Origin of the sequence: Aquimarina longa SW024 (assembly GCF_001401755.1) — a bacterium.
In the GTDB taxonomy this organism is placed as follows: Bacteria; Bacteroidota; Bacteroidia; order Flavobacteriales; family Flavobacteriaceae; genus Aquimarina; species Aquimarina longa.
Window position 1 is genome coordinate 1 of the sequence record NZ_AVQK01000026.1, and the last position, 12,714, is coordinate 12,714.

Here is a 12,714-nt window from a genome sequence, read left to right on the forward strand (position 1 = left end):
GATCTATTTTTTTTAGACTATCCAAATTGAGAACAAGATAGGTTAAGAGGTATTTTTGACTGATAAATATTAGCTGTCAAAATAGCATTAGCCTACTAAGCTAGACAAACTGCCGTTAATAGCTAACAGTTCCCAGTAAGTAAATTAAGGATTGTAACTAATTAATAGATATTAGACTAAGAAGTATAAATCATTAACAAAACTTTTCTTAGGAGAAAGATGTTCTTAATAAAAATAATTATAACCTTTTAATCATCATTTTAATTTGACCTTGGTGAGAAATTTCGTCGTAAAGGATATGCTTCTTTAAATATAAATGATTACCTAGATTTTTTTCATCAGAAGAAATAATTTCCTTAGATAACCAATCATCACTGAGTTTTTTCAATTCAATACAAGTTTGTTCTCTAACAAGTTTTAACTCATTGATATAATACTCTATATTATTTCCTTTTATTAGTCTTTGATGCATTAATGAAGGCATTGCAGGACCAAATTTTTCACGTTCTTTAAGACTAAAAGGACGTTTTAATAAAAAATTGAGAAGAAATTTAAATTCTAAAGCTGAAATATGCATCAATAAGCTTCCTATGCTATTAGCGTTTTTATCAAAATGATAATCTAATTCTTTAATTGAAAGGGTATTTGTAAGATTTATGGTTTCATTACGTATATACTCCATTTCACAAACTAGAATACCTATTTGATAATCATAATCTTTATTTGATTGGAATATCATATTCATATTATAAATTTAGTTTCATTAAAAAAGGGCCTTTAAGCCCTTTTCTAAAGATAAAATTTATCTAGGTCTGTTTATCATATCGTCTTTTCCTTTAGAATAAATACAATCAATATCCCAAGATGAAAGACAATCACCAAGATGAAACGTTGCTTGTTTAAGTTTTCCCCCAATTACTTGAGAAGATTGTAAATTAGATATTTTTACTTTTTTTAAATCTAGTTTGATGTTTTTTTTACGTTTTTTCATGATATGATTATTATTTTACTTTTTGATTTAAGTCAAGTAAATTTATAAGTTAAGTTTAGATTTTTCAAAAAGGGATGATCAAGATTTATAAATTTTGAGCTATATATTTATAAATTTTAACCTGATTTTGTTATATAACATTAAATAATAATTATGACTACAGTGTTTTTTTAATATTTTGATTATCTGTCTGATATAGGTTAAATATGATATTAGTTTTAATTGTTTTATCAGATTATTCCCTATTTAGTGTTAGATATTAGAATATTAATAGATAAAATTTGATATAAAAAGAGATGTAGCGTACTATTGCTGTTTTTTTGTTTTAGATAGAATAATTATTCTACTTTATTACTTATTGATATAAATAAAAAAAGTATAATCAATTAAAAATTAATTCTCAATAAAATCTTTATATTCTGTAAAAAAAGATTCTAATGTACTCATATTATCATTTAAGAATTTCATTACATTTTTCCAATCGTTTTTATTATGAATACTCACCTCAGTAAGTTCAATATATAATCGAGAAATAATTTTTGTATTATCTAATTGATATCGATCATCGAAGATAATAGTATTACTATATTCAGAAATTATGATATTTTTTAAACTAATAAATTTATCATAATAATATGCTTTAATTAACTCATCAGAAGGTTCAATATCAATAGATACTTGCGCTTTTTTTGTAGTAAATGTAAATTTGAGAGTTACATCTTTAATTTTAGTATTATATAAAATCCATTTACGAGGATATTGTTCTCCAAAACTAATCCAAAATTCTTGACGTATTTTTTTTGATTCTGATTTACTAAACATTTAATATCATATTAAATATGCAACAGTAGTAGCAGCGAGAATGACCAGAAGTTTTGTGATATTAAATTTATGTCCCTCATTGCTTTCAAAAAGAATAGTAGTAGATACATGAAGAAATATACCAATAACTAATGCAGTAATCTCTTTATAATAATTTTGAGCAATCGTAAAATTTTCAGAGATAAAGGTGCCTAACGGTGTCATTAAAGCAAAGAAAATTAACGATAATAATATTATTACTTTTTTAATTTTAGTATTTAATAAAAAAGTAGTCAAAATCATAGCTACAGGGATTTTATGTATAATAATCCCCATCAGAATTCCATCAGTATGATGAATAGGAAATCCTTCTAGTATCGCATGTAATCCTAAACTTATAAATAATAGTTTTGGTACTCGATAAGTCTCTTTATTTAAATGAATATGACCATGCTCCGCGCCCTTGGAGAAGTATTCTAATATTTTTTGAAAAAGAATACCTATCATGATCCAAACACCAGTACGTTTGGCAAATAGGTTGTCTTCAAAGACTTCTGGCAATAAATCAAAAATAGTAATTGCAAGAAGAAAAGCACCACTAAAAGCTAAGAGTAATTTTAGATTTTTTTGGTTTGATGCTCTAAAAATTAACACTAATAAAGCTCCTATAAAAACAGCTGCTATGGATAGTATATAATTGTACACTACTTAAATATTAATATGAGTCTAGGTGAAGTGTTTTTTTGAAATTTTTGTAGTTGGTAATTACCAAAAATATCTAATAAATCAATATTTGCATTTTTAAAATACTCTTTAAAACCTTCTAGAGTAATGCTTTTTACACGTTCAGTAAAGAAAAAATCTTCATTATTATCTCTAAATCTGATTTCTTTAAAAATATAACCATCTTTAAGAAATCTTTTAATGTTAAAAGTAATATTTCCAATTTTTTTTACTTCTTCAGGAACTAGGTTTTCAATAATATAATCTACATTCATAAAATCGATAACAGCAAAACCATTTTCATTAAGATTAGAACTTATTGCTTTTATAGTATTTAGATTATCTTCCTCATTATCAAAATATCCAAAACTAGTAAATAAATTAAAAACCGCAGAGAATTTTTCAAAATATGGTTGAGACATATCATGAACCTTAAATTTTAAAGTTTCATTTTCGTACTGCGAAGCATATGTTATACTGTTTTTTGAAAGGTCAACACCCGTGACATCATAACCTAGTTGATTTAGATATATACTATGTCTACCTTTACCACAGGCTAAGTCTAAAATTTTTTCGCCAGTTTCTAAGCTTAGATAATTGGTTAAATTATCCATAAAATTCTTAGCCTCTGTATGATCTCTATCTTTATATAAAATATGATAGTAAGGTGTATCAAACCATGAGGTATACCACATTATTGAATCTTTTAGCATAAGGCGCAAAATTAATGTATTTTTACGGTTTAATTATAGAAGTTGTTTAAAGTTTTAACTCATGTAGTGAAAAAAATAGACACCTTCATATCGAAAATATAGATAGTGAGTAATTCATTTAAAATGGTAGCCAAAACTCTTTTTGGTTTTGAAGAAATTCTAGGAAAAGAGCTTAGAAATTTAGGGGCTCAAAAAGTAGAAATAGGAAACCGTATGGTTAGTTTTTATGGTGATACAGGTTTTATGTATAAAGCAAATCTTTGTTTGAGAACAGCCGTAAAAATTTTGAAGCCTATTATTTCTAAAAGAGTGAGAAATGAAAAAGATATATATGATTTTATTCAAAGCATACATTGGAAAGAGTATTTAACTTTAGAAGATACTTTTGCGGTTTCTGCTACGGTTAATTCTACTCTTTTTACGCATTCTCGTTTTATTGCTTTAAAAACGAAAGATGCCATTGTTGATAAATTTCGTGAACAAACAGGTGAAAGACCAAATGTGGATACAGAATATCCGGATCTTTCGATAGATATTCATATCCAAGAGGATTTTTGTACAGTATCTCTAGATAGTTCTGGCGGTTCTTTACATCATCGAGGATATCGTACAGCAACTAATATTGCCCCAATTAATGAAGTGTTAGCAGCTGGTTTGTTATTGCTTTCTGGTTGGGATGGGCAAAGTAATTTTTTAGATCCTATGTGTGGTAGTGGTACTATGGCTATCGAAGCAGCTATGATTGCTTGTAATATCCCTGCTAATATAAATAGAAAGGAGTTTGCATTTGAAAAATGGCTAGATTGGGATCTAGATTTATTTGAAAAAATAGAAGAAGCTTGCTTGAATAAGACTAGAGATTTTCATTATTCAATAGTTGGAATGGATATGGCTCCATCTGCTGTAAGAAAGGCTATAAAAAATCTAGAGAATGCTAATCTTACTGATTTTGTAAAAATAAAAGAGGGTAATTTTTTTGAAACAGAAAAAGAAATAGAAGGACCTCTTCATATTGTTTTTAACCCACCGTATGATGAAAGACTAGAGATTAATGTAGAAGAGTTTTATAAACAAATAGGAGATACATTAAAACAAAACTATTCTGGAACTAATGCTTGGTTTATTACATCAAATTTAGAAGGTTTAAAGCATGTTGGACTTAGACCTTCTCGAAAAATTAAAGTATTCAATGGTAAGCTAGAAGCTCGATTGGTTAAATATGAAATGTATGCTGGAAGTAAAAAAGCAAAATATAAGAATGTGTAGGATGATTGTACTATTATTGGTTAAGTATTACATATTTTTATAATTAATAGCTGATTTATGTTATTTGAAAATAATCTAAGTAGATTTTTTAATTTTATTGAGTAAACAAGTTATTTCTTTTGTATGATTTGCATTAAAAATAAATATTTTGTTTTTATAATTATTACATAATAGATATTATATTTTACTATCTTCTCCTGTCGCAAAATAGTTTTTTTCTTTTCTATAGATTGTCCTAAAATACGGTATGCTTTAATCTTATTGAGTTATGATACTACTACTACCATAAGTCAATAAATGTTATATCTCTTGATTGAGATAGTAATAACACACTTCGTACTTCTGCTTTTTGAGCGTTCTAGTTTTTTCATATTTAAAGTGTGATAGAATTAGATATTTCGTATTATTGCAACATGATTGCAATAAAATGTATTTAGAATTAAAAAAAATAGCTTTATACGGCTTTACATTGTATATCTAATAAAATTTATTTAAGGATAGGTGTAAAAAGTATTAATGGTAAATAGGAGTTAACTTATTGATTTTTAATGTTATGATAGAAAAAACAATACAAGTAAACTGGGATTTTATAGGTTTTTTTGCCTCGTTTTTATGTTTGATACACTGTCTATTCTTACCTATATGTATCGCTATTTTCCCTATTATGGGATTTGTTTTAATAACTGATGTGCTCTACGAAATATTGTTGGTTATTAGTAGTTTGATTATCGCATTCATAGCAATATATAGAGGGTATAAAAAATATCATAAAAAATTATCTCCAATATTTATATATCTAGAAGCATTGATTTTTTTTGGCGCTGGTTTTATAGCAGCAGATTATTTTGTTGGAAAGATTTTTCATTTTTTAGCGACTTGTTTTTTAATAATTGCGCATTATTATAATTGGAAATATACAAAAAAGTATAAAAATTGTAGGATTATCTATTTTAAATAGATGATTATGTTATGTATTTACTAAGTTTATCTCAGTTAGAGTTGATGCTAAATAAGTAGATTACTTTTTCTTTTTGAAAAAAGGAATTAGATAACTTATAGAGTATCCATAACCAACACCAATACTACTAAAATCATTTGTACGACCGAACCCAGGAATATAGAGGTTGTCAAACCTATCAGGTTTTTTTTCGCTAATAATAGTTCTTAATGAAACGTTTGCACCAAGATATAGATTTTTAATTATCTCTACCTTTATACCAAGAACTAATCCTGCCCAACTAGCATTTAAACTTTCGGATTTAATACTTTTTGTTATTTGATTTACTCCAAAGTAATTCGTGCTAGAAAAAATAGTATAATCATTAAGAGTTTGGTCAAATGTAGAAAACCCATAACGAAAACCGACATATATACTATTTTGCATACCATACCAATTATCATATACATTATAGTCTATTCCTGCTCTAATATAACTTCCAGATCCTTTTGTATTGATGTTTTCTTCATCTCTAATTAGAGATTCATTACCTACTTCTGCAGCTATATAAAACTTTTTATAAATTCTATAATCACCAACAATTTCAAATCCAGAATAATTGTTATCAAATGTAGTTCGGATTATTCGAGAAAGATCAATTCCTGCTCTAAAACCATATTTTTCTGTAGGAGGAAGAGTATCTTTTGGGCTAGTCCTAGGAGCTTCTTGCCCATAGAAATTACTAAAAATTAATATACTAATGAAAAATAAATATGTGTGCAGTTGCTTCATCTGTTACATTCTCTCTTTGTATTGTTATACTTTTAATCCATCTACCATCACTACCTGCTACTGGTGGTGATACTGTAAGTCCTTTATAATTAATTTTAAACCCACAGGCACTACTTACATATTGTTCTTCTGTTGTATATTGAAAACTAACAATATCTACATTAGGTGCAGGATCATCAGCAGTATTATTATTAGTGTCAGAATTTATTGTAAATTCATAATCTGTAACAGAAACATTATTTCTGAGAGGTATTTTAATCGAATCTGTTATAGTACCAATGGGATAAGGTGTATCAACATCTATAGCTTTTACTTTTAATTCTGATGGTATTTTTACTTCAGTTCCTGTATCGACATCTATAAATTTTATAACTAAAAAAGGAGTAGTAGGGGTATCTTCAGCACAGATATCATCTCGCTCACAACTATAGCTTGAATATAAAATAATGATTATGACTACTATATATTTATGTATTCTCATGTACTATTTTTTTTCTAGCAAAATTACATTTCTTGAATATTATGATTTTTTTGTAATTATAAACACCATTATAAAAATATGATTACTACCTTCTAAAAAAGTAAAAACAAAAAAGCGATCTTATTTGTGATTTGCATGACCAAAAATAAAAAAGATTAAGCAATTCACATGAGTTATTTCCTAAAAATAAAGACATCAAAAATAATGATATGTTACTAAGTAAATTATAAATTAATATATCATCTGGTTTTTATCTTTTGATTGCCATTTTTTTTCTTGATTATAGTTTTATACATAACGTATTATTTTGTTTTTAACACTAAATAAATGCATAAAACTACCTTATTTTTTAAATTTAGTAGTGTACAAATCATACAGAATACTAAATTTAAAAGCTATGTTAACTTATCTTTTTTCAAGTAATACAACGTTCTCAACATGATATGTTTGTGGAAACATATCAACTGGTTGAACTTTAGTAACTTTATACATGCTATCTAATAGAGCTAAATCTCGTGCTTGTGTAGCACTATTACAACTTACATAAACTATTTTCTCAGGCGAAATATTCAGTAATTGTGCTACAACATCTTTGTGCATTCCATCTCTAGGTGGATCTGTAATGACAACTTCAGGTTGACCATGTTGTGCAATAAAATCCTTAGTGAATACTTTTTTCATATCACCTACATAGAATTCTACATTATTTATGTGATTACGTTTTGCATTTTCTTTAGCATCTTCGATAGCTTCAGGAACAGCTTCTACACCGATTACTTTTTTTGCATTTTTCGCTACAAATTGTGCTATAGTTCCTGTACCAGTATAGAGATCATATACTAATTCTTTTCCGGTTAAGTTTGCAAAATCTCTAGTTATTTTATACAACTCATATGCTTGCTTAGAATTAGTTTGATAAAAAGATTTTGCATTAATTCTAAAACGTAATCCTTCCATTTCTTCTTCAATATAGTCTTCTCCTTTGTAACAAATGACTTCTTGATCATAAATCGTATCATTACCTTTAGTATTTATGGTATATTGAAGAGAAGTAATTTGAGAAAACTCTGAAGCAATGTAGTCTAGCAAAAGTGTTCTTTTATCAACATCTTCATGAAAAAATTGTAGTAATACCATAATTTCTCCTGTAGACGAAATTCTAAGCATTAGTGTACGCAAAAAGCCTTCTTGTTTTCTTGCGTTATAAAATGATAAGTCATTTTCTGTAGCAAATGCTTTTACTTTATTTCTGATGTCATTACTAGGATCTTCTTGAAGGTGACATGTGTTAAGATCCAAAATTTTATCCCACATTCCTGGAATATGAAAGCCTAAGGCGTTTCGATTTTTAATTTCAGTATCGCTTTTGATTTCATCTAGAGTAAGCCACCTACTATCACTAAATGAGAATTCCATTTTATTTCTGTAGAAAAACTGATCCTCAGAACCAAGGATTGAACTTACTTTTGGTAATTCAATTTTACCCAATCGGGTTAAGTTATTTGTAATTTCTTGTTCTTTATAGTTGAGTTGGTGTTCATATCCCATAAATTGCCATTTACAACCACCACACGTCCCAAAATGCTCACACGTTGGATCAACACGTTTATCTGATAATTCATGAAAGACTGTTGCTGTACCTTCATAGAAAGCTTTACGTTTTTTAGTCGTTTGTATATCTACAATATCTCCAGGAACCGCATTATTAATAAATATAACTTTTCCATCAGGGGCTTTAGCAATACTTTTTCCTTTAGCACCTGCATCTATAACTTTGATATTTTCAAAGACTTGTCTTCTATTTTTTCTTGCCATAGCGCAAAAATAGAATTTTAATAAAAAAAACTGCTCTTTTGAGGAGTTTTTAGATAAAAAAATAAAAGTATGCTGTTCTTTTTAATCAAACAGATTAAGTACTAGAACTATTTTTTTAAGAGATGATTAAAAGTTTTTGTGGATTTAAAGTTTCTTAATTCGATGAAAACTAAATTAATATTTGTTAATTTGTAGCTCATTTCATTAGGATGATTTCTCTCCTGAACTTTATTTTCAAAGCAGGAATTGTAAAGTTTTATTTTTAATACGTGAATAATGGCAATTTTAGACAAAAAGTCATCACAACATTCAATTGAATTAGAGGATAAGTATGGAGCCCACAATTACCATCCATTACCTGTAGTGTTGAGTAAAGGAGAAGGAGTATATGTGTGGGATGTAGAAGGCAAAAAATATTATGATTTTTTAAGTGCATATTCTGCAGTTAATCAAGGGCATTGTCATCCTAAGATTGTAGAAGCAATGGTAAATCAAGCACAGACCTTAACGTTAACATCACGAGCATTCTATAATGATAGACTAGGTGAATACGAAAAATTTGCTACTGAATATTTTGGTTTTGATAAGTTACTACCTATGAATACTGGTGCCGAAGCAGTAGAAACGGCTTTGAAACTTTGTAGAAAATGGGCATATGAGAAGAAAGGCATATCAGAAAATGAAGCTCAGATTGTTGTATGTGAAAATAATTTTCATGGAAGAACTACTACTATTATATCATTTTCAAATGATCCAGTAGCTAGAAAAAATTTCGGACCATACACAGCAGGGTTTATTAAAATTGAATATGATAATATTGTTGCTTTAGAGGAAACTTTAAAGAATAATGAAAATATTGCAGGATTTTTGGTAGAACCTATCCAAGGAGAAGCAGGAGTATACGTGCCTTCAGAAGGATATTTAACTAAGGCAAAAGAACTTTGTGCAAAACATAATGTGTTATTTATTGCAGATGAAGTTCAAACAGGAATTGCGCGTACAGGACAATTATTAGCTGTAAACCATGAAAATGTAAAACCAGATATCCTTGTTTTAGGAAAAGCATTAAGTGGTGGAGCTTATCCGGTTTCAGCAGTATTAGCAAATGATCATATAATGGAAGTGATTAAACCTGGTAATCACGGAAGTACTTTTGGAGGAAATCCTATTGCAGCTGCAGTAGCCATAGCCGCATTAGAGGTAGTTAGAGATGAAAAACTAGCAGAAAATGCATCCGAACTAGGTGATTTATTCAGATCAGAATTATCTAAATATATAGAACATTCTAAAATAGCAAAACAGGTAAGAGGTAAAGGGTTACTAAATGCAATTCTAATAAACGATTCAGAAGAAAGTGATACGGCATGGAATATCTGTGTTGCTCTTAAAGAGAATGGTCTTTTGGCTAAACCAACTCATGGAAACATAATTCGTTTTGCACCGCCATTAGTAATGAATAAAGAACAATTATTAGATTGTGTAAATATTATTATAAAAACATTGAAAGGTTTTGAATAAAATATAAGAAAGTGTTTGAAAAGTAATTTTATAGATTACTTTTTTAAATTATTAATTCATTATTTATTTTCTATAAAAGCATTTAAGTAGAAGTGTTGTTTATGGGAATTAAAAACAAGAAAGAGTGCTGTTGAAAAATAGCACTCTTTTTTATTTAATCTCTCATAGAGACTTTATTCTCCATGGTTTGTCTCAATAGTAAAAATCATTTAGCAAGCATACCTCGTAAGTTTTGTCTGTGGTTGTTGATTTAGGTATTTGTATCGCTAATAATTTAGAGTTTCAGGCCATAATAGTACTGTACCCATAAAGATGATATAACCAATAATTATTAAAAGGTATAAAGAACTTAATATTACGCCAATTAAAGCACAAATTTTTCCAGCTTTGAGGTTTTCATATCCCAAATATAACCCAGGGTTTTTAAGATATAACTCTTTGGCTTTCTGAGCTAATACTAATGCAACGATACCAAATACTAATCCTAGAATTCCATAACAAGAACAGGTTATAATTGATGTGATACCAAATATTAATACCAATGTAGCATTTGGTAATTGTTGTTTAGTTTTCATATGATATATTAGGGTTTTGCAAAATAATTTATAATAATAAGTATACTATTTAATATATAAAAATATTGAAGTGTCTTAGCTCCATTTTTAAACCTTAGCATAAGGTGTGTAATTAGATATCCAAACATAAGTAATAGAGGTATAAGCGCTGGATATGTAAGAAATGACTCTATTAAATTACCTTTAATGAGTAGTATAAAACTTCTTTGAAAGCCACATCCTAAACAATTAACCCCAATTAACTCCTTTGTTGGGCATTGTAGAAGATTAGACTCAATATAGTTGATAAAAGATTCCAATAAATAGATGCAAAAAATAGTTTAAAGAAAAACTGTTCGAAACACAATCTCGAACAGTTTTTTTAAAATAATTCATTTACAGATTAGATTATTTTCCATATTGTTCCATCATCCCTTTTTGCATCTCTAATATACCTTCATATCCTAGAGTAGCGAATAAAAAGATGACATATATTAAATAAATAATACTTAATACTAGACCTATAATTGCTAATATTTTTCCTGTTTTTACATTTTGATACCCTTTGTATAATTCAGGATTTTGGTTGTATATTGTAGCAGCTTTTTTAGAAAGCACTATAGCAATTACAGCCAAAATAATACCAGGTATGCCATAACAGCAACATCCTAATATTGATAGGATTCCAAAAATTAAGATTATTGTAGAATTAGGTAATGTTTGTTGTTCCATAATTTTAATTGATTAGTTAAGAAATAATTTTCATTTTGATTAAATAGCTTATGATGATCGTAAGTGAAGTTATAAGTATTAGACTCATTTTGATAAATTTACTGTACTTAAATGTAATGAAAAAGTTGAGACCTAAAAAAAGAAGTAACGCTATTATAGGGTAAATTGCAGGATACATATAAAAAGCAGCAATAAAATCTCCTTTAAATAGTAGAACAATAGATCTTTGCATACCGCACCCTAAACAGTCAACACCAAAAAATTTCTTATTTAGACAAGGAAGCATGTATTTTTCCAAGAAGTAATAGTTTTCTATTTATTGTCTGCAATATACATAATAAAGTTATTTGAAAAATTTAGAGGTTTAAAAATTCATTATTTAATACTTTTGCAAATGTGAAATAAGGAATCGTATTTTATATGATTATTAAGTTGTAAATAAAAATTATATAGTCATTTGCATCAAGAAGTCAAGATAGTTATTGACTTAAATTAACAAAATAATAAACCTTTAAAATTTTGAATTATATTAAAATAAAAAAAATAGTAAGCGTACTTTTTATATGTATTGGAGCTATTGCTATTCTAAGTGAGTTCTCTTTGAATAATAAAAATTACTATATTAAGAGTGCAGGATTGATTTTTTTAATGCTAGGACTGTTTATGGTTAATGCAACTATAAAATCAAAAATCAACAGTAATCCTGATCAACATTTTGAAGAAGAAGAATAAATATGATAAAAATAGGAGATACGGTGTCTGTGTTAGATGAACCTATCACAGGTAATGTTATTGCAATAACTTTATTAGAAGTAACTATAGAGACTGAAGATGGATTTGATATGGTTTTTTCTATTGGGGAAGTAGTAAAAATTCATTCAGGTGAAATGATTATTCCTTCTTACGAAGAAGTACAAGAAAATTTACAAGAAAAAGAAATTTTTAAAAAGAAATCTAAAAAAACTATAGTAAAGCCTAAAGAGCGTAGTGCACCTCCAATGGAGGTAGATTTACATATCAATAAGTTAGTGAAGTCAACAAAAGGAATGACAAATTATGATATGATTAATTTACAATTAGATGTAGCAAAAAGACAATTAGATTTTGCTATTAATAAGCGTATCCCTACAGTGGTTTTTATTCATGGAGTAGGGCAAGGAGTTTTAAAAGAAGAACTTAATTACCTATTTGGGAGATATGATGGATTGAAAATCTCTGAAGGAAACTATAGAAAGTATGGGATGGGAGCAATGGAAGTGTATATTATTCAAAACCCTAAATAATGGATTACAGATATTAATATACAAGGCTAATTCTAGAATTAGTACCATAAAAAAACTAGATAAGAATATATATTCTTATCTAGTTTTTTTATGGTATATAAGTATTTT

At 27.7% G+C, this 12,714-nt stretch carries 17 protein-coding genes; 5 read left to right on the top strand and 12 right to left on the bottom strand.

All coding sequences use genetic code 11. From position 1 onward, the window contains the following. Positions 1–238 precede the first annotated feature (238 nt). From N456_RS06480 to N456_RS06500, 5 genes are all read right to left on the bottom strand, one after another. Positions 239–739 carry a DinB family protein gene (locus N456_RS06480; RefSeq protein ID WP_158447838.1) on the bottom strand — a complete coding sequence of 167 codons (501 nt, stop codon included), beginning with the start codon at positions 737–739 and terminating at the stop codon, positions 239–241. A 63-nt stretch (positions 740–802) separates the two neighbouring features. Then, complete coding sequence (locus tag N456_RS06485) at positions 803–991, bottom strand: hypothetical protein (RefSeq protein ID WP_062055124.1); 189 nt, start codon at positions 989–991, stop codon at positions 803–805. A 393-nt stretch (positions 992–1,384) separates the two neighbouring features. Continuing rightward, positions 1,385–1,813: a DUF4268 domain-containing protein gene (locus N456_RS06490; RefSeq protein ID WP_062055126.1), complete on the bottom strand. Its 429-nt coding sequence runs from the start codon at positions 1,811–1,813 to the stop codon at positions 1,385–1,387. 6 nt (positions 1,814–1,819) lie between these two features. Then, positions 1,820–2,497 (bottom strand): ZIP family metal transporter, encoded by a 678-nt coding sequence (locus N456_RS06495; protein ID WP_062055128.1) that lies wholly within the window; start codon positions 2,495–2,497, stop codon positions 1,820–1,822. Continuing rightward, positions 2,497–3,228 (bottom strand): class I SAM-dependent methyltransferase, encoded by a 732-nt coding sequence (locus N456_RS06500; protein ID WP_062055130.1) that lies wholly within the window; start codon positions 3,226–3,228, stop codon positions 2,497–2,499. Before N456_RS06500 ends, N456_RS06495 begins: the two co-directional genes overlap by 1 nt. Positions 3,229–3,351: 123 nt before the next feature. Between N456_RS06500 and N456_RS06505 the strand changes: the two genes are divergently transcribed. Both N456_RS06505 and N456_RS06510 read left to right on the top strand, forming a co-directional pair. Further along, positions 3,352–4,494 carry a THUMP domain-containing class I SAM-dependent RNA methyltransferase gene (locus N456_RS06505; protein WP_062055132.1) on the top strand — a complete coding sequence of 381 codons (1,143 nt, stop codon included), beginning with the start codon at positions 3,352–3,354 and terminating at the stop codon, positions 4,492–4,494. Between the two features lie 553 nt (positions 4,495–5,047). Next, positions 5,048–5,452 carry a MerC domain-containing protein gene (locus N456_RS06510; protein WP_062055134.1) on the top strand — a complete coding sequence of 135 codons (405 nt, stop codon included), beginning with the start codon at positions 5,048–5,050 and terminating at the stop codon, positions 5,450–5,452. A 60-nt stretch (positions 5,453–5,512) separates the two neighbouring features. On the opposite strand, the gene N456_RS06515 is transcribed toward N456_RS06510, so the two are convergent. The 3 genes from N456_RS06515 to rlmD all read right to left on the bottom strand — a co-directional run bounded on the left by N456_RS06515 (position 5,513) and on the right by rlmD (position 8,519). Beyond that, positions 5,513–6,223 carry a DUF6048 family protein gene (locus N456_RS06515; protein ID WP_062055137.1) on the bottom strand — a complete coding sequence of 237 codons (711 nt, stop codon included), beginning with the start codon at positions 6,221–6,223 and terminating at the stop codon, positions 5,513–5,515. After that, positions 6,189–6,704: a DUF6452 family protein gene (locus N456_RS06520; RefSeq protein WP_062055139.1), complete on the bottom strand. Its 516-nt coding sequence runs from the start codon at positions 6,702–6,704 to the stop codon at positions 6,189–6,191. The genes N456_RS06515 and N456_RS06520 overlap by 35 nt, the downstream gene beginning before the upstream one ends. 405 nt (positions 6,705–7,109) lie before the next feature. After that, a complete protein-coding gene (gene rlmD, locus N456_RS06525) occupies positions 7,110–8,519 on the bottom strand; it encodes a 23S rRNA (uracil(1939)-C(5))-methyltransferase RlmD (protein ID WP_062055141.1) in 1,410 nt (469 codons plus the stop codon). 276 nt (positions 8,520–8,795) lie between these two features. Between rlmD and rocD the strand changes: the two genes are divergently transcribed. Then, positions 8,796–10,037: an ornithine--oxo-acid transaminase gene (rocD, locus tag N456_RS06530; protein ID WP_062055142.1), complete on the top strand. Its 1,242-nt coding sequence runs from the start codon at positions 8,796–8,798 to the stop codon at positions 10,035–10,037. Positions 10,038–10,303: 266 nt separating this feature from the next. On the opposite strand, the gene N456_RS06535 is transcribed toward rocD, so the two are convergent. The 4 genes from N456_RS06535 to N456_RS06550 all read right to left on the bottom strand — a co-directional run bounded on the left by N456_RS06535 (position 10,304) and on the right by N456_RS06550 (position 11,609). Continuing rightward, positions 10,304–10,612 carry a CCC motif membrane protein gene (locus N456_RS06535; RefSeq protein ID WP_062055144.1) on the bottom strand — a complete coding sequence of 103 codons (309 nt, stop codon included), beginning with the start codon at positions 10,610–10,612 and terminating at the stop codon, positions 10,304–10,306. An 8-nt stretch (positions 10,613–10,620) separates the two neighbouring features. Then, positions 10,621–10,911 (bottom strand): DUF2752 domain-containing protein, encoded by a 291-nt coding sequence (locus N456_RS25355; protein ID WP_062055146.1) that lies wholly within the window; start codon positions 10,909–10,911, stop codon positions 10,621–10,623. A gap of 88 nt (positions 10,912–10,999) precedes the next feature. After that, the gene (locus tag N456_RS06545) at positions 11,000–11,323 is read right to left on the bottom strand and encodes a CCC motif membrane protein (RefSeq protein ID WP_062055148.1); all 324 of its coding nucleotides are present in this window, start codon (positions 11,321–11,323) and stop codon (positions 11,000–11,002) included. Between the two features lie 16 nt (positions 11,324–11,339). Further along, positions 11,340–11,609 carry a DUF2752 domain-containing protein gene (locus tag N456_RS06550; RefSeq protein WP_062055150.1) on the bottom strand — a complete coding sequence of 90 codons (270 nt, stop codon included), beginning with the start codon at positions 11,607–11,609 and terminating at the stop codon, positions 11,340–11,342. Between the two features lie 233 nt (positions 11,610–11,842). On the opposite strand from N456_RS06550, the gene N456_RS06555 reads away from it, so the two are divergent. Beyond that, positions 11,843–12,055, top strand: coding sequence for a hypothetical protein (locus tag N456_RS06555; RefSeq protein ID WP_062055152.1), 213 nt, complete (start codon positions 11,843–11,845; stop codon positions 12,053–12,055). A 2-nt stretch (positions 12,056–12,057) separates the two neighbouring features. Then, the gene (locus N456_RS06560) at positions 12,058–12,606 is read left to right on the top strand and encodes a Smr/MutS family protein (protein WP_062055154.1); all 549 of its coding nucleotides are present in this window, start codon (positions 12,058–12,060) and stop codon (positions 12,604–12,606) included. Positions 12,607–12,714 lie beyond the last annotated feature (108 nt).

Bases quoted from the DNA above. Each gene is read 5' to 3' on its own strand.
- N456_RS06560 (WP_062055154.1), top strand. From the start codon at position 12,058: ATGATAAAAATAGGAGATACGGTGTCTGTGTTAGATGAACCTATCACA.
- N456_RS06500 (WP_062055130.1), bottom strand. From the start codon at position 3,228: ATGCTAAAAGATTCAATAATGTGGTATACCTCATGGTTTGATACACCT.
- N456_RS06515 (WP_062055137.1), bottom strand. From the start codon at position 6,223: ATGAAGCAACTGCACACATATTTATTTTTCATTAGTATATTAATTTTT.
- N456_RS06550 (WP_062055150.1), bottom strand. From the start codon at position 11,609: ATGCTTCCTTGTCTAAATAAGAAATTTTTTGGTGTTGACTGTTTAGGG.
- N456_RS06485 (WP_062055124.1), bottom strand. From the start codon at position 991: ATGAAAAAACGTAAAAAAAACATCAAACTAGATTTAAAAAAAGTAAAA.
- rocD (WP_062055142.1), top strand. From the start codon at position 8,796: ATGGCAATTTTAGACAAAAAGTCATCACAACATTCAATTGAATTAGAG.
- N456_RS06490 (WP_062055126.1), bottom strand. From the start codon at position 1,813: ATGTTTAGTAAATCAGAATCAAAAAAAATACGTCAAGAATTTTGGATT.
- N456_RS06535 (WP_062055144.1), bottom strand. From the start codon at position 10,612: ATGAAAACTAAACAACAATTACCAAATGCTACATTGGTATTAATATTT.
- N456_RS06510 (WP_062055134.1), top strand. From the start codon at position 5,048: ATGATAGAAAAAACAATACAAGTAAACTGGGATTTTATAGGTTTTTTT.
- N456_RS06480 (WP_158447838.1), bottom strand. From the start codon at position 739: ATGATATTCCAATCAAATAAAGATTATGATTATCAAATAGGTATTCTA.
- N456_RS06505 (WP_062055132.1), top strand. From the start codon at position 3,352: ATGGTAGCCAAAACTCTTTTTGGTTTTGAAGAAATTCTAGGAAAAGAG.
- rlmD (WP_062055141.1), bottom strand. From the start codon at position 8,519: ATGGCAAGAAAAAATAGAAGACAAGTCTTTGAAAATATCAAAGTTATA.
- N456_RS06520 (WP_062055139.1), bottom strand. From the start codon at position 6,704: ATGAGAATACATAAATATATAGTAGTCATAATCATTATTTTATATTCA.
- N456_RS06545 (WP_062055148.1), bottom strand. From the start codon at position 11,323: ATGGAACAACAAACATTACCTAATTCTACAATAATCTTAATTTTTGGA.